The organism is Acinetobacter sp. UBA6571 (genome assembly GCF_002434085.1).
Classification (GTDB): Bacteria; Pseudomonadota; Gammaproteobacteria; order Pseudomonadales; family Moraxellaceae; genus Acinetobacter; species Acinetobacter radioresistens.
This window is the reverse complement of the sequence record NZ_DJJJ01000008.1, coordinates 1-15,919: the sequence shown is the minus strand read 5'-3', so window position 1 is coordinate 15,919 and position 15,919 is coordinate 1. Positions and strand designations below refer to the sequence as shown.

Annotated in this window: 14 protein-coding genes and 2 pseudogenes; 15 read left to right on the top strand and 1 reads right to left on the bottom strand. The window is 44.3% G+C overall.

Annotated features, from left to right (window positions below; translation table 11 throughout):
• The 13 genes and pseudogenes from B3X18_RS01165 to B3X18_RS01105 form a co-directional block, all read left to right on the top strand.
• Positions 1 to 127 (top strand): annotated as a pseudogene (locus B3X18_RS01165) (catechol 1,2-dioxygenase); the annotation flags it as partial.
• Positions 128 to 206: 79 nt separating this feature from the next.
• A complete protein-coding gene (benA, locus tag B3X18_RS01160; protein WP_017400588.1) occupies positions 207 to 1,589 on the top strand; it encodes a benzoate 1,2-dioxygenase large subunit in 1,383 nt (460 codons plus the stop codon).
• On the top strand, positions 1,586 to 2,095 hold the full coding sequence (benB, locus tag B3X18_RS01155) for a benzoate 1,2-dioxygenase small subunit (RefSeq protein ID WP_005026176.1): 510 nt from the start codon (positions 1,586 to 1,588) through the stop codon (positions 2,093 to 2,095). The genes benA and benB overlap by 4 nt, the downstream gene beginning before the upstream one ends.
• Positions 2,096 to 2,168: 73 nt before the next feature.
• Positions 2,169 to 3,185: a benzoate 1,2-dioxygenase electron transfer component BenC gene (gene benC / locus B3X18_RS01150; protein WP_017400589.1), complete on the top strand. Its 1,017-nt coding sequence runs from the start codon at positions 2,169 to 2,171 to the stop codon at positions 3,183 to 3,185.
• A gap of 17 nt (positions 3,186 to 3,202) precedes the next feature.
• Positions 3,203 to 3,985, top strand: coding sequence for a 1,6-dihydroxycyclohexa-2,4-diene-1-carboxylate dehydrogenase (locus tag B3X18_RS01145; RefSeq protein ID WP_005026180.1), 783 nt, complete (start codon positions 3,203 to 3,205; stop codon positions 3,983 to 3,985).
• Between the two features lie 65 nt (positions 3,986 to 4,050).
• Entirely contained in the window at positions 4,051 to 5,271 is a 1,221-nt protein-coding gene (benE, locus tag B3X18_RS01140) for a benzoate/H(+) symporter BenE (RefSeq protein WP_005026182.1), read from the top strand.
• 30 nt (positions 5,272 to 5,301) lie between these two features.
• Positions 5,302 to 5,988, top strand: a complete 687-nt coding sequence (locus B3X18_RS01135; protein ID WP_005020035.1) for a 3-oxoacid CoA-transferase subunit A — start codon at positions 5,302 to 5,304, stop codon at positions 5,986 to 5,988.
• A gap of 18 nt (positions 5,989 to 6,006) precedes the next feature.
• Complete coding sequence (locus B3X18_RS01130; protein ID WP_005026184.1) at positions 6,007 to 6,660, top strand: 3-oxoacid CoA-transferase subunit B; 654 nt, start codon at positions 6,007 to 6,009, stop codon at positions 6,658 to 6,660.
• Positions 6,661 to 6,705: 45 nt separating this feature from the next.
• Positions 6,706 to 7,911 (top strand): 3-oxoadipyl-CoA thiolase, encoded by a 1,206-nt coding sequence (pcaF, locus tag B3X18_RS01125; protein WP_005026186.1) that lies wholly within the window; start codon positions 6,706 to 6,708, stop codon positions 7,909 to 7,911.
• 20 nt (positions 7,912 to 7,931) lie between these two features.
• Entirely contained in the window at positions 7,932 to 8,708 is a 777-nt protein-coding gene (gene pcaD / locus B3X18_RS01120) for a 3-oxoadipate enol-lactonase (RefSeq protein ID WP_005026189.1), read from the top strand.
• A gap of 328 nt (positions 8,709 to 9,036) precedes the next feature.
• Positions 9,037 to 10,395 carry an aromatic acid/H+ symport family MFS transporter gene (locus B3X18_RS01115; protein ID WP_005026191.1) on the top strand — a complete coding sequence of 453 codons (1,359 nt, stop codon included), beginning with the start codon at positions 9,037 to 9,039 and terminating at the stop codon, positions 10,393 to 10,395.
• Between the two features lie 273 nt (positions 10,396 to 10,668).
• A pseudogene (locus B3X18_RS01110) lies at positions 10,669 to 11,826 on the top strand (OprD family outer membrane porin); the annotation flags it as partial.
• A 299-nt stretch (positions 11,827 to 12,125) separates the two neighbouring features.
• The gene (locus tag B3X18_RS01105; protein ID WP_005406307.1) at positions 12,126 to 13,421 is read left to right on the top strand and encodes an MFS transporter; all 1,296 of its coding nucleotides are present in this window, start codon (positions 12,126 to 12,128) and stop codon (positions 13,419 to 13,421) included.
• A gap of 75 nt (positions 13,422 to 13,496) precedes the next feature.
• Here B3X18_RS01105 and B3X18_RS01100 read toward each other — a convergent pair whose 3' ends face one another.
• Complete coding sequence (locus tag B3X18_RS01100; RefSeq protein WP_005026198.1) at positions 13,497 to 14,258, bottom strand: alpha/beta fold hydrolase; 762 nt, start codon at positions 14,256 to 14,258, stop codon at positions 13,497 to 13,499.
• 246 nt (positions 14,259 to 14,504) lie between these two features.
• Here B3X18_RS01100 and B3X18_RS01095 point away from each other — a divergent pair, with 246 nt between their 5' ends.
• Both B3X18_RS01095 and B3X18_RS01090 read left to right on the top strand, forming a co-directional pair.
• Positions 14,505 to 15,602, top strand: a complete 1,098-nt coding sequence (locus B3X18_RS01095) for a catalase family protein (RefSeq protein ID WP_005026200.1) — start codon at positions 14,505 to 14,507, stop codon at positions 15,600 to 15,602.
• Between the two features lie 75 nt (positions 15,603 to 15,677).
• Positions 15,678 to 15,919, top strand: a 242-nt coding sequence (locus B3X18_RS01090; RefSeq protein ID WP_286935034.1) for a Sir2 family NAD-dependent protein deacetylase, incomplete at its 3' end; no start/stop codon positions are given.

Sequence of the window (15,919 nt, the reverse complement as noted above, 5' to 3'; positions counted from 1 at the left end):
TGAAGCTGAAATAGCCCGTCGTGAACTGGACAAGCCATTCAAGCACATCACTTTTAATGTTGAGCTCGTGAAAGAAGCAGAAGCTGCTCCTTCTAGCGAAGTTGAACGACGCCGCGCAAGCGCTTAAGCGTTATAGAGATACCGGGTTCAGCTCTTTTTAGCTAAACCCGGTGGCTTCCACAAATTTGGAAAGTCGGAGAACGGACATGCCACGTATTCCTGTAATCAATACCAGCCACCTTGACCGTATTGATGAATTACTTGTAGACAATTTTGAAACTGGTGAATTTAAACTTCACCGCTCAGTCTTTACAGATCAGGCCCTGTTTGATCTGGAGATGAAATATATCTTTGAAGGCAACTGGGTATACTTGGCACATGAGAGCCAGATTCCGAACAATAACGACTATTACACTACCCATATTGGCCGTCAGCCGATCATCATTGCACGTAACCGTACCGGTGAACTGAATGCTATGATCAATGCCTGCTCGCACCGCGGTGCACAGCTTTGCCGTTACAAGCGCGGCAACAAGGCCACTTATACCTGTCCATTCCACGGCTGGACATTTAATAACTCTGGTAAGCTGCTTAAAGTAAAAGATCCGGCAGATGCAGGTTATTCTGACTGTTTCAATAAAGACGGTTCACATGACCTAAAGAAAGTGGCACGTTTTGAAAACTATAAAGGTTTCCTGTTTGGCAGTTTAAATGCTGATGTACCCCCTCTTGAAGAATTTCTGGGTGAAGCTACCAAAATTATTGACATGATTGTTGGCCAGTCTGATGAAGGACTGGAAATTCTGCGTGGTGCATCGACTTACACCTATGAAGGGAACTGGAAGCTTACTGCAGAAAACGGAGCTGATGGCTACCACGTTTCTGCCGTGCACTGGAACTATGCCGCGACAACCCAGCAACGCAAGGAAAAACAGGCTGGTGATAATGTTCGGGCCATGAGTGCAGGCGCATGGGGCAAGCAAGGTGGGGGTTCTTATGGTTTTGAAAATGGCCATATGTTGCTCTGGACCCAATGGGCCAATCCGGAAGACCGTCCCAATTATAGCAAGGCTGAAGAATACACCGAGCGTTATGGCGCCGCGATGTCCAAATGGATGATTGAACGCTCACGAAATTTATGTCTGTATCCAAATGTCTACCTGATGGATCAGTTTGGTTCACAAATCCGGGTATTACGTCCCCTGGCAGTAAATAAAACTGAAGTAACCATTTACTGTATCGCCCCTAAAGGTGAATCACCTGAAGCCCGTACACGCCGCATTCGCCAGTATGAAGATTTCTTCAATGCTTCTGGCATGGCAACTCCGGATGACCTTGAAGAATTCCGTGCCTGCCAAGCAGGATATGCCGGTATTGAACTGGAATGGAACGATATGTGCCGTGGATCTAAGCACTGGGTACAAGGACCAGATGATGCAGCTAATGAAATTGGTTTAAAACCGAAACTTTCCGGTATTAAAGCTGAAGATGAAGGGCTGTATCTAGCCCAGCATCAGCACTGGTTACATGAGATGAAAAAAGCGATTGCAGCAGAAAAGGCACTGGCTGATCAAGGAGAGAACGCATGAATGCAACAGCGAACCTCGAAACCGTAACACTGGAACAGGTCAGCCAGTTTCTTTTTAAAGAAGCCCGTTTTCTGGATGATGAACAGTGGGATGAATGGCTGGCCTGCTATGCGCCGGAAGCTTCTTTCTGGATGCCTGCCTGGGATGATGATGACAAACTCACTGAAAACCCGCAGTCTGAAATCTCCCTGATTTACTACCCTGACCGTCAAGGACTTGAAGACCGGATTTTCCGGATTAAAACAGAACGTTCAAGTGCCACCATGCCTGACACCCGTACCAGTCATAATATTTCAAATATTGAAATAGTTGAATGTGAAGGCGGCAAGGTCATGGTACGTTTTAATTGGAATACTTTGAGTTACCGTTATAAAACCAGCTACAGCTATTTTGGTATGTCACGTTATGTGATTGATTTTTCAGGTAATGAAGCAAAAATCCTGAGCAAATATGTAGTGCTTAAGAACGACTATATCAATCAAGTCATTGATATCTACCATATCTAACATGTATCAAATCTCAGCCAAACGGAATGTTGGCTGAGCGCTCCAGTTTTAATATTTTTGCAGGATTCAAGCCATGTCAAACCACAATGTAGCACTTCAATTTGAAGATGGCGTTACCCGATTCATCAGTGTTGCTCAGGGTGAAACTCTGTCAGATGCAGCTTATCGCCAAAAAATCAATATTCCTCTGGATTGCCGTGATGGCGCCTGTGGTACATGTCGTGCGTTCTGTGAATCTGGTAGCTATGACATGCCAGAAGAAAACTATATTGAAGATGCACTTACACCGGAAGAAGCTGAAGAAGGTTATATTCTGGCCTGTCAGTGCCGCCCTACTTCAGATGCCGTATTCCAGATCCAGGCATCTTCAGATGTATGTAAAACTGAAATCCATAAATTTCAGGGTACTCTATCACGGGTTGAAAACCTGTCTGACTCGACAATTACATTTGATATTGAACTTGATGAAGGCCAGCCGGATATTCATTTTCTGGCTGGGCAGTATGTTAATGTTGAGATTCCGGGAACTACGGAAACCCGTTCCTATTCTTTTAGCTCAAAACCGGGCAATCGCCTGACTGGTTTTGTCGTGCGTAATGTACCCAATGGCAAAATGAGTGAGTTTCTAAGCAAAACTGTAAAACCGGGCGACAAGATGAGTTTTACCGGTCCATTTGGCAGTTTTTACCTGCGTCATATTAACCGCCCGGTCCTCATGTTGGCAGGTGGTACAGGTATAGCACCGTTCATGTCAATGCTACAGGTACTGCAAGAAAAGGGCTGTGAACAGCCTGTACGTCTAGTTTTTGGTGTAACCAACGACTTTGATCTGGTGGCTCTTGAAAAACTTGATGAGCTTCAGGAAAAATTTCCGTGGTTTGAATACTGCACAGTTGTAGCTAATCCGGAAAGCCTGCATGAACGTAAGGGATATGTGTCCAATCATATTGATCATGACTGGTTAAATAGCGGTGATGTAGATATTTATCTTTGCGGACCGGTGCCAATGGTCGAGGCAGTACGCGGCTGGCTGGACGCTGAAGGTGTTAAACCTGCAAACTTCCTGTTTGAAAAATTCTCTGCAAATTAATCTCTGTGGAGAAGCTTATGAATATGCAAAGATTTAATAATAAAGTAGTCATTGTTACTGGGGCAGCTCAAGGCATTGGTCGTGGAGTAGCTTTGCGTGTAGCGGCAGAAGGTGCTCAGGTAGTGATGGCAGACCGCTCTGACTATGTAGAAGAAGTATCAGCCGAAATTAAAGCGGCGGGTGGTAACGCTGTCACCATTCAGGCAGATCTAGAAACTTTTGCCGGTGCTCAGGCAGTCGTGAGTAAAGCAGTGGAAACTTATGGTCGTGTTGATGTACTGATCAATAATGTGGGTGGTGCCATCTGGATGAAACCTTTTCAGGAATTTTCTGAAGAGGAAATCATCAAGGAAGTAAACCGTTCACTTTTCCCGACTTTATGGTGCTGTCGTGCAGTTTTACCAGAAATGATTAAAAATCAGTCCGGTGTTATTGTTAATGTCTCTTCTATCGCTACCCGTGGTATTAATCGTATTCCCTACTCCGCTTCTAAAGGTGGTGTAAATGCCATAACAGCATCTTTAGCATTTGAACATGCCAAAGATGGAATCCGGGTCAATGCTGTAGCGACAGGCGGAACTGAGGCACCTCCACGGAAAGTGCCCCGGAATGACAGCCCACTTTCAGACGCTGAAAAACACTGGATGCAGGAAGTGGTTGACCAGACGATTGACCGGTCTTTAATGCACCGCTATGGAACTATTCAGGAACAAGTAAATGCCATTGTTTTTCTGGCTTCTGACGAGTCATCGTATATTACCGGCAGTGTCATACCGGTAGGTGGAGGTGATCAGGGTTAGACCTGATCTTATATAAAAAGATTCAACAGGATCATTGAATTTAATTGCATGGAGGCGAATGCGCAATGGCAACCCTGTTCAGGACATTAAAAGCAGACTGGTCAATTTCAGCAACTGTCGCAGGATTTCTGGCAGTGCTGATTTCTTATTCAGGTCCTTTAATTATTTTTTTCCAGGCGGCACAACAGGCTAATGTTTCTAGTGCCATGATGATTTCATGGATCTGGGGAATTTCAATCGGTGCAGCAGTTGCAGGAATTTACCTGTCCATACGTTATAAAACTCCGGTAATTACTGCCTGGTCTGCTCCGGGAACTGCCCTGCTGGTCACGTTATTCCCTCATATTTCCCTAAATGAGGCAGTAGGCGCCTATATCACTTCTGCATTAGTAATTTTTGCCATCGGTGCCACCGGCTATTTTGATAAATTATTGAAATGGATTCCTCAGGATGTAGCAGCTGGCATGATGGCGGGGATTTTATTCCAGTTCGGTCTGGGACTGTTTAAAGCTACAGATAGCATGCCCATCATTGTATTTGGCATGCTAGGGGTTTATCTGGTCGCAAAACGTTTAAGTCCACGCTATGCAATGATCTGGGTTTTAGTGTCTGGCATCGGTTTAAGTCTGATTCTTGGAAAAATGAATCCGGTTGAAATGAATTTTTCCCTTGCCATTCCACAATTCATCATGCCTGAGTGGTCATGGAATTCCACATTAAACCTGACTATTCCACTGATTCTGGTCAGCCTGTCCGGACAGTTTTTACCAGGTATGGCAATTATGAAACTGAGCGGCTATGACACGCCGGCCAAACCGATTATCAGTGTTACCAGTATTGCCTCTCTTGCTGTGGCCTGTGTAGGGGGTATCACTATTGTACTGGCTTCAATCACGGCAGCATTATGTATGGGTAAAGATGCCCATGAACTTAAAGACAAGCGTTATATTGCTGGGATCGCCAACGGTATTTTCTACATTTTGGGCGGTCTGTTCGCTGGCAGTATTGTCATGCTTTTTAGTTTGTTACCCAAGGAACTGGTAGCTGCATTAGCAGGACTTGCATTATTAGGAGCGATTGCCACCAATATTAGTATGGCAATGAAAAATGATGCTCAGCGGGATGCAGCGCTGATTACATTTTTAGCCACTGCCTCTGGCATGCATTTTCTGGGCCTCAGCTCGGTTTTCTGGGGTATCTGTATTGGTGTAATTGCACATCTGGTACTGAGTAAACATGAGCCAATTACGGCTGCTGTAGCTTCTACCCAAAGCTCGAAAAGCTGAAACAGGTTATCTATTTGACTAGGACATATTATGATTGATAAAAGCAGGACTTCCTTAGCCGAAGTGCTTTCACAGATTAAAGACAGCTCTACCATCATGATTGGCGGCTTCGGTACAGCCGGCCAGCCAGCTGAACTCATCGATGGCCTGATCGAGCTTGGCGTGCAGGATCTGGTCATTGTAAATAACAACGCCGGTAACGGTGATTATGGTCTGGCCAAACTGCTCAAGTCAGGCGCTGTACGTAAAATCATCTGCTCCTTCCCGCGCCAGTCCGACTCCTGGGTTTTCGATGAACTCTACCGTGCCGGCAAGATCGAACTGGAGCTGGTTCCGCAGGGTAATCTGGCCTGCCGCATCCAGGCGGCCGGTATGGGCCTTGGCCCCATTTATACACCTACCGGCTTCGGCACCCTGCTGGCCGAAGGCAAGCCTACCCTGCACCACGAAGGCAAGGACTATGTGCTGGAAAACCCGATCAGGGCTGACTTCGCCCTGATCAAGGCTCATCAGGGTGACCGCTGGGGCAACCTGGTCTACCGTAAATCTGCACGCAATTTCGGTCCGATTATGGCCATGGCAGCCGAGGTCACCATTGCCCAGGTCTCCGAGGTGGTAGAGCTGGGTGCACTGGATCCGGAACATATCGTGACCCCGGGAATCTTTGTCCAGCATGTCGTGGCGGTCACGCCATCGAGCCCGAATACCCACGCATAAGCCGCCAAGGAGAATATGATGAGCTATACCAAACTGACCCGTGACCAGATTGCAGCCCGGGTTGCCCAAGATATTCCGGATGGTGCCTATGTCAACCTGGGTATTGGCCTGCCGACCAGAATTGCCAGTTACCTGCCAGAAGACAAGGATGTATTCCTGCACTCGGAAAACGGCCTACTGGCCTTTGGTCCGCCACCGGCAACGGGTGAAGAAGACCCGGAACTGATCAATGCTGGCAAGGAATACGTCACCATGCTGCAAGGTGGTGCCTTTTTTCATCACGGTGACTCGTTTGCCATGATGCGTGGTGGTCATCTGGATATTTGTGTACTCGGCGCTTTTCAGGTGGCTGAAAATGGTGATCTGGCCAACTGGCATACCGGAGCGGCAGATGCCATCCCGGCAGTTGGTGGGGCAATGGACCTGGCTGTAGGTGCCAAGAAAGTATTTGTAACCACGGACCATGTCACCAAAAAAGGTGAACCAAAAATTGTGGCCGAACTCAGCTACCCAGCAACCGGCCTGAAATGTGTTGACCGTATCTATACCGACCTGTGCGTGATTGATGTCAGCGCGGAAGGTCTGAAGGTCATCGAGAAAGTCGACGGGCTGTCTTTTGACGAGCTGCAGTCACTGACCGGTGCCCGCCTGCTTGATGCCACCTCAAATTGATAGATTCACTGTCCCCATGCAGCAGAGAATAGAAGGTCAGAACCCATGAAGAATGCTTATATTGTTGATGCCATCCGTACTCCCTTTGGCCGTTATGGCGGCGGTCTGGCAGCCGTCCGTGCTGATGACCTCGGTGCCGTGCCGATTCAGGCCTTGATGCAGCGTAACCCGGGCGTGGACTGGAACCAGCTCGATGATGTGATCTATGGTTGTGCCAATCAGGCGGGTGAAGACAACCGTAATGTCGGCCGCATGTCAGCCCTGCTGGCAGGTCTGCCATATCAGGTACCAGCCACGACGGTTAACCGGCTGTGTGGCTCGTCCATGGATGCCATCGCCATGGCAGCGCGTGCCATCAAGGCCGGAGAAGCCCATCTAGTCATTGCCGGTGGGGTAGAAAGCATGACCCGTGCGCCCTTTGTCATGGGCAAGGCTGAATCGGCTTTTAGCCGCAGCCAGAAGATTGAAGACACCACCATGGGCTGGCGGTTTATCAATCCCAAGTTGAAAGAAATGTATGGTGTTGAAACCATGCCACAAACTGCCGAGAATGTCGCTGAGCAGTTTGGCATTAACCGGGCAGACCAGGATCGCTTTGCCCTGACCAGCCAGCAGCGCACGGCTGCCGCCCAGCAGCGAGGTTTCTTCGCACACGAGCTGACCCCGGTAACGATACCGCAGCGTAAGGGGGAAGCAGTAGTGGTTGATAGCGATGAACATCCACGTGCCTCAACCACGCTTGAGGGCCTGACCCGGCTTAAACCTGTAGTCAAGGCAGAAGGCACGGTCACTGCGGGCAATGCTTCAGGAATTAATGATGGTGCAGCCGCAGTACTGGTGGCTTCAGATGAGGCTGTTGCCCGGTACCAGCTCAAGCCGCGTGCCAGAATTGTTGCGGCGACCACGGTAGGCGTTGAACCCCGGATTATGGGCTTTGCCCCGGCTCCGGCCATCCGGAGACTGCTGGACCAGACGGGCATAAGTCTTGAGCAGATGGATGTAATCGAGCTGAATGAAGCATTTGCGGCACAGGCACTGGCCTGCACCCGGGATTTAGGATTGCCGGATGACAGTATCAAGGTGAATCCGAATGGGGGTGCAATTGCGCTAGGTCATCCACTGGGTGCTTCGGGAGCGCGGCTGGTGACCACTGCACTCAATCAGCTGGAACAGAGTAATAGCCGTTATGCGCTGTGTTCGATGTGTATCGGAGTCGGTCAGGGTATCGCCATGATTATTGAACGGGTTTGAACAATTTCAAGGAAATTATAATGCCAACATTTACTTTAAATGATATTGCCCTGCACTATCAGACTTTTGGCGATACAGACAAGCCGGCACTGATTTTTTCCAACTCGCTTGGAACTAATTTGAGTATGTGGCAGCAGCAACTAGATTACTTCCAAGCTCACTTTTTTGTCATATGCTATGACACACGCGGCCACGGCAGCTCCTCTGCACCTCCAGGTCCTTATACGCTTGAACAATTAGGTCTGGATGTTATTCACCTGCTTGACCACCTTAAAATACAGACCGCCAGCTTTTGTGGAATTTCTATGGGCGGCCTGACAGGACAATGGCTTGCGATCCATTATCCTGAACGCTTTAATCACGTTGTAGTCTGCAATACAGCAGCAAAAATTGGACAGGAACAGGCTTGGCTGGAACGCGCCAGTTTGGTCCGTGAACAGGGCTTAAAGCCTATTGCTGCAACTGCTGCTTCACGCTGGTTTACCGAACCCTTTATCCAGAGCCAAACAGCAATTGTAAAGCATTTGAGTAACGACCTAGCAGCTGGCAGCTCCGAAGGTTATGCAAGCTGTTGTGAGGCTCTGGCTAAAGCGGATTTACGTGATCAGCTTAAAGAGATTAAAGTGCCAGTATTAATTATTGCAGGTACAGCAGATCCGGTCACTACCGTAGAAGACGCTGAATTTATGCTTGAGCGTATTCCAAATGCTCAACTTGCCAAAATAAATGCTTCTCATATTTCAAATATTGAACAGCCTGAAATATTTAAACAGATAATCTCAGATTTTATAAGATAATTTAAAATCTCATTTTCTTTTTAAATTTCAAAACCGGATAAATTAATTTATCCGGTTTTTTATTAAAATTTTTATTAAGTTAAAATAATTTTATACATTTTTATTTTACTCTATCTATAAAATATTTTTTATATAACTATAAAAATAATATATAAATTTCTATTTTCATTAATATGATAAATATTTTTCAAGATCAAATAATTAAATAATAAATTTTAGTCATACCTTTATTACATAAATATATACTGATTAAGTTTTTGACTTAATACAAGCTCCCGCCTAATTTATCAGCATAATTACTCAGTACTTCACAGATTGGAGGTGAAGAATGAATAAAAGTCAGATCAATATTCATGATCTTATAGACTATGCGAAATTTACGCCTTTTCATTGGAAGGTATTAATTTTATGCCTGATCATTATTATTTTTGATGGTTATGACTTGGTTATTTATGGGGTCGCACTACCGCTATTAATGCAGCAATGGTCATTATCGGCAGTGCAAGCAGGCTTACTGGCCAGTGCAGCATTATTTGGAATGATGTTTGGCGCCATGATTTTTGGCACGCTATCTGACAAACTGGGCCGCAAGAAAACTATTTTAATCTGTGTTTCACTGTTTAGTGGTTTTACTTTTATAGGCGCTTTTGCCAGTGGTCCTGTCGAATTTGCAATATTACGCTTTATTGCCGGGCTAGGTATCGGAGGGGTTATGCCAAATGTTGTAGCCCTTATGACAGAATATGCACCAAAGAAAATTCGCAGTACTTTAGTCGCAATCATGTTTAGTGGCTATGCCATTGGCGGTATGGTATCTGCCTTACTTGGTGCCTGGTTAGTCAAAGATCATGGTTGGCAGATTATGTTTTACATAGCGGGTATTCCTTTACTGTTTTTACCTTTACTCTGGAAACTTCTGCCTGAATCTCTTGCATTCCTGATCAAGTCCCAAGACGAGCAACAAGCTAAAAATATTGTTCAGAAATTATCTCCTCAGCTAGCTGTAGGGTCTGAGACTGAACTTTATTTAAATGAAAACATTGATCATCAGGGTGCACCTGTTCGTGCCTTATTTCAGCGTGGACGTACTTTCAGTACATTCATGTTCTGGATAGCCTTTTTCATGTGTCTATTGATGGTCTACGCTTTAGGAAGCTGGCTACCAAAACTGATGTTGCAAGCAGGCTATTCACTAGGTGCCAGCATGCTGTTTCTGTTTGCCTTAAATATTGGGGGAATGGTAGGAGCAATTGGTGGTGGAGTACTGGCAGACAGATTCCATCTGAAACCTGTCATTACTACCATGTTTATATTAGGTGCTCTTGCCCTGATCTTACTAGGTTTCAACAGCCCGCAATTTGTGCTGTATAGCTTGATCGCGATTGCTGGCGCAGCAACCATCGGATCGCAAATTCTACTTTATACTTTTGTCGCACAGTTTTATCCAACAGCTGTACGTTCAACCGGTTTGGGATGGGCATCCGGTATAGGCAGGATTGGTGCAATTGTTGGACCTGTATTAACAGGTGCCTTACTTACACTGGTGTTACCACATCAGATGAACTTTTTAGCGATTGCTATTCCCGGTATTATTGCTGCCCTAGCAATTTTTCTGGTCAATTTAAAAGTATCTGTAACTGCTAGCCCTGCTCCACCTTTAAATACAACGACCTCATTAAATACTTAACTTATCTATGTGCCCAGGATGGGCACATTATTTCAAGAAATGGAACTAAACTCTATGAATGAATTAAAAACTAAACATCTTGCAGTTTCTTCAGGGGTTATGCTGGCAGCATTTACGGCATCTCTACCGCTTTGGGCAGCTGAATCTCCGCTAGGTAATCAGGATACAGCAGTTCATCAGAGTACACCGCTTCCAGAGAATATTGCAGGAAGTCCCGTACAGCAAAACAAAGCTTCTACTGCTGCTCCAAGTTTACCTGTACTTTTTCCAGTTGAAGATGAATGGAAATTTACCTTAAAAAATGCATATATTGATCGTAACTTTGAACGTTCCGATTTAAAAGATACCGGCAGCTGGTCACAGTCTGCTTCTTTATTCTATAAATCCAGAATGATTGACACCCCACTTGAGATTGCAGGACTGCCAGTCAAAATTGGTGCAGATGCCTCAGTACAGTACGCGGTACGTTTAAGTTCAGACAAACACGTTGCCGATACTGTTCTACCTTTTGATCCGGTAACTCAAACGCAAGCACGCGACTTTTTAAAATATGGCGCTACCTTAAAACTGGGTTATGACAGAACATTGCTCAGTTTGGGTGAGTTATGGCTGGATTTACCGGTTACTGCCGTAGATGCCAGCCGACAACTATTGACGTCCTATTGGGGAGCTAATCTTAAATCACAACTGACCGACCAGTTAAATCTGGAAATTGGCCATATTACCAAGGTTTCGCCACGCAATGAAGAAGACTTTCGCAAGTTTTCATTTACTTCAAACGGCATAACCGAATTTTCTGATGGCTTAAACTATATTGACCTGCGTTATCAGATCATGCCAAATCTTAAAGCAGAATATTATTTTGGTAATCTGGAAAATCTATATAACAAGCATTACCTTGGTCTAGATCATACCTGGAAACAGCCAGAGTTTTCAGTTAACTCACGCTTTAAATATTTTAATGCTCAAGATACCGGAAATAATTTTGACATAGATGCACAAAATGTAGGTCTACTGGAAACTCTCAAGATTAAAAACCATAGCTTTGGTATCGGTTACCAGCAAATTATTGGTGAGTCTGCTTACCCGCTTCCAGACGGTTTCTTGCCAGAAACTTATTTTATTAACTGGAATACCACCGGTTTCTTCAAGCAAGATGAAAAGTCATATCACTTTATCTACGGTTATGACTTTAAAGACCATGTACCGGGCCTGAATACGACACTGAAGTATGTATATGGCAATGACTTTAAAACTGCAGATGGCCGAGAAAACAAGGAAAGTGAATCAAATATTATTGTAAATTATGCATTCCAGCAGCCTGCGCTGAAGGGTGTAGCTCTGCAATATATTCTGATTAATTACGACGTCAAATACGGTAATGACTTTACCGAGAACCGGTTCTTTGTAAATTACACCAAGAAATTTTAAGCTTGCTTAAATATACTTCAAAGCCAGAAGCCCTGAAATTTCATATTTTAGGGCTTGTTTTTTTACCTGTAATTAAAAGTCTTTTTATATTTATAATAAAAATGCCGAATTAATGCCCATATATTTACTAAAATTTCTCATATGGCTACTTTTTAATATTTAATCTCTATAATTGCCAATGCTAACTACTGTGTATATCTTCTTCCTATATAGAAGAAGAGAAAATACGATCATTTATATATTTTAAATAATGATTATCTAGCAAATAGTACAACTGGCATAGCCATAAGGATATCTAGATGAGTGAAGTCATATATACGAAAGAAGAAAAACGGAAACGGGTCTTGGGAATTGTCGGGGCTTCCTCCGGTAACCTGGTGGAATGGTTCGATTTTTATATTTATGCTGTTTTTGCCATGTATTTCCAGCATGCACTTACTGCACCAGATATGACTTCTACCGCACAGGGTATTTATGTCTGGGGAGTATTTGCGGCAAGTTTCTTTATGCGTCCAATCGGTAGCTGGCTTTTTGGCCGTATTGCTGATACCCGGGGCCGTAAACAGTCGATGGTTATTTCTATCAGTTTGATGGCTATAAGTTCTTTCCTTTTCGCCTTACTGCCTACATATGAACAGGTAGGTATGGCAGCTCCATTTTTATTATTACTGGTTCGACTGTTACAAGGTTTATCGGTTGGGGGCGAGTACGGAGCGGTTGCAACCTATATGAGCGAGATTGCATTAAAAGGCCAGCGTGGTTTTTATGCTTCTTTTCAGTATGTCACCCTCTCCGGCGGTCAACTTCTAGCGAGTCTGCTAGGTGTGATCCTGCTTGCTTTTATGAGTGAACAACAGTTAATGGACGGCGGCTGGCGTATTCCGTTCGTCATCGGGGGTATTACCGCCATTATTTCTTTGCTGGCCCGTAGCCGTCTTGAAGAAACTCTGTCACATGAAGACAGTGAGCGTAAAGAGTCTGGTAGCCTGCGTGCATTATTTCAGAAACACTGGAAAACCTTTTTACTGGTGGTTGGCTATACCTCGGCAGGTTCATTAACTTTCTATGTTATTACTGTTTATTCAAAAACCTACCTAACCAATATCGGTATTGATGGCAAGACTGTCGGTTTTATGATGACCTGTGCCCTATTTGTATTTATGCTGGCGCAGCCGATATTCGGTATGATTTCCGACCGGATTGGACGACGGGCATCTATGCTGCTGTTTAGTGCCACCAGTGCTATCTTTATCTATCCAGTAATGGTTGTCGGGATGCGACACTTCAGCTATTCACCTGTAATCGTAACGCTCCTGCTTATTTTCCTGATGATGTTGCTGAGTTTCTATACGTCTATTAGTGGCCTGGTTAAAGCAGAAATGTTCCCGACCCATGTTCGTGCACTTGGTGTCGGTTTCTCTTATGCAGTAGGTAATGCATTATTTGGAGGCTCGGCTCCTGCCGTTGCTTTAAAATTTAAAGAAGCAGGGTTTGAAAATACTTTCTTCGTTTATGTTATTGTCATGCTTGTTATCTGTTTCCTGTGTAGTTTTGCACTACCAAAAGAACCAGAATATCTTCATCATGACCACTAATTAATAAATATAAAAAACCTGTCTAATGACAGGTTTTTTATATTTTAAGATATGAAGTCTAGAAAACTATAAGGCTCAGGTATACAGCATATTTAAGATGAGTGCCATAACCTGTTCTGTTTTCTCTGCATGTAACCAGTGGCCTGCCTCAACCTCTTCAATCCGTGCAAATGGAAACTGCTGGTGAATTGCCTGAAAATGTTTTTCTTTGGAAATATAAGGTGACTTGCTACCTTTGATGAATAAGGTTGGAATGGATGAGGGCTCAATAGTTTCCCATGCCAGAATATTCGGGTAATTGTTCGCCAGAGCATCGACATTAAACAGCCAGTGCCCAGCCTTAAAGGATTTCATCAGGAACTGTATAACCATTTCTTCCTGAAGGTATTCACGCATAATTGTCATTGCTTCAGGTCGGGTTTGTACATCACTGGCTTCTACTGCTTTTAATGCCTTAAAAATCTGCTCATGTTCACCATGATTACTATGCACAGGTGAAATATCCAGTACGATCAACTTTTCTACCCACTCCGGTCTTAAAGCCGCAATTTTCATCACAACTTTTCCGCCCATAGAGTGCCCGATCAGAATGACTTTCTCCAGTTTAAAGGGTTCTAAAGTTTCGATTACATCTTGTGCCATCAGTTCGTAATTATGTTCGGCCGAATGCCCAGACTGTCCATGATTCCTCAAATCCAGCTGAAAAATATCACGGTCTTTTATACCCCGTGCCAGCATATTCAAATTACTGTAACTACCAAATAAACCATGCAACAATACAACTGGAGTTTGTGTAGTGGCCTCAGAAGCAGTTTGTATATGATGATGTAATTGCACAAAACTATCCTTTGAATGGCTGAACAATAAGTTCAAGCATAACATGCCTGACTGTAAGCTCATGTGGCAAAAAATGTTTCTACAATAGTCCCCTCTAGGTTTCAAGCCAGCACTTTATATTTACCAAATACACTCGAATTGTTTACCAAGTTGCATATTTCATTGCTTTAGAGTTGGCTAGATTAGTACCAAATTATTTTCTTATTTTTAAATTTAGTCATATTCAAATAATAAAGGAGCCTTGTCATGCCGGAACGCTATGTGCGCTACTATCCCGGAGTAGAACAAAAACAGCCAGATGAGGACCGTCTGATTCAGGAAATTGTCGAGCAGATGGCTGAAACAAACTGTAAAGTCTTTGATAAACACCGTCATGCTGTCCGTGATGCTCATGCAAAATCACATGGATTCTTAAAAGGAATTTTGAAGGTTCCTGAAAATTTGCCTGAACATTTGCGCCAAGGCCTGTTCGCTCACCCTGGCCATTATGATGTTATGGTGCGTCTTTCTGCTGCCCCGGGAGATTTGCGTAGCGATAAGATTCCGGCACCTCATGGCTTTGCTCTTAAAATTTTAAATGTTCCCGGACACCGGTTACTTCCTGATGATCCCAGTGATGGTCATAATCAGGATTTTTTAATGGTCAATATACCGGTACTGGCTTTCGGGACAGTACGAAAATACAAACAGATGCTGCCTTTCATTACCCAAGGCGAGCAGGCACCTGAGAGTATGATGCGCGGTATGCGTTCAGTATTACGTGGCGTTAATCAGTTAGTAGAATCTGCAGGAGTTCCCGCGCCTGCAACTTTGCAAGGTCTGGCTCGCAGCCAGAACCACATATTAGGTGAGACCTATCATACAATGGCTGCGTTACGCTATGGCGATTATATTACTAAGATTAGTGTTGCCCCTGAGTCCGATTCAGTAAAAACACTTACAGGACAACAGATGCAGATTGAATCCGAGTCCACCATCCGTGATCTGGTCAGGGATTTTTTTAAACATAATACTGCTGATTACGTAATACGTGCGCAACTTTGTACTGATCTTGAACGGATGCCAGTTGAGGATGCAGCAGTTTTATGGCGTGAAGAAGAATCTCCACATCAGAATATTGGTATTCTGCATTTTCCCCAGCAGGATACTTTTGGTCCGGCCCGACGGGTGTATTCAGATGATGTCCTTTCTTTTAATCCTTGGCATGGAATTCGTGAACATCAGCCATTAGGGTCGATTATGCGGGTACGAATTCAGGCTTATGAACATTCCTCATCATTTCGCCATCGCATGAATGTACAGCCCCGAGCTGAACCACGAAATATTGATGAGATGCCTGACTGATATAAACTTCTAGCTAAAGCTTTAATATGTTGATTTAGCTGAATTACATTAGAAATAAACTTTAAGCAATGGAGCATAATAACTATGAAGAAACTGGTTGTTTTTTCTGGTGCAGGCATGAGTGCAGAAAGTGGAATTAATACCTTTCGCGATAGCAATGGACTTTGGGAGCAATACCGTATTGAGGAAGTCGCTACGCCTGAAGCCTGGTCCAAAAATCCTGAACTGGTACAACGATTTTATAATGAACGGCGTAAAAATATTCTTGATGCCGAGCCGAATGCTGCACATCAGGCTATTGCCAGTTTAGAAGATAA

Bases quoted from the DNA above. Each gene is read 5' to 3' on its own strand.
- benA (WP_017400588.1), top strand. From the start codon at position 207: ATGCCACGTATTCCTGTAATCAATACCAGCCACCTTGACCGTATTGAT.
- benB (WP_005026176.1), top strand. From the start codon at position 1,586: ATGAATGCAACAGCGAACCTCGAAACCGTAACACTGGAACAGGTCAGC.
- benC (WP_017400589.1), top strand. From the start codon at position 2,169: ATGTCAAACCACAATGTAGCACTTCAATTTGAAGATGGCGTTACCCGA.
- B3X18_RS01145 (WP_005026180.1), top strand. From the start codon at position 3,203: ATGAATATGCAAAGATTTAATAATAAAGTAGTCATTGTTACTGGGGCA.
- benE (WP_005026182.1), top strand. From the start codon at position 4,051: ATGGCAACCCTGTTCAGGACATTAAAAGCAGACTGGTCAATTTCAGCA.
- B3X18_RS01135 (WP_005020035.1), top strand. From the start codon at position 5,302: ATGATTGATAAAAGCAGGACTTCCTTAGCCGAAGTGCTTTCACAGATT.
- B3X18_RS01130 (WP_005026184.1), top strand. From the start codon at position 6,007: ATGAGCTATACCAAACTGACCCGTGACCAGATTGCAGCCCGGGTTGCC.
- pcaF (WP_005026186.1), top strand. From the start codon at position 6,706: ATGAAGAATGCTTATATTGTTGATGCCATCCGTACTCCCTTTGGCCGT.
- pcaD (WP_005026189.1), top strand. From the start codon at position 7,932: ATGCCAACATTTACTTTAAATGATATTGCCCTGCACTATCAGACTTTT.
- B3X18_RS01115 (WP_005026191.1), top strand. From the start codon at position 9,037: ATGAATAAAAGTCAGATCAATATTCATGATCTTATAGACTATGCGAAA.
- B3X18_RS01105 (WP_005406307.1), top strand. From the start codon at position 12,126: ATGAGTGAAGTCATATATACGAAAGAAGAAAAACGGAAACGGGTCTTG.
- B3X18_RS01095 (WP_005026200.1), top strand. From the start codon at position 14,505: ATGCCGGAACGCTATGTGCGCTACTATCCCGGAGTAGAACAAAAACAG.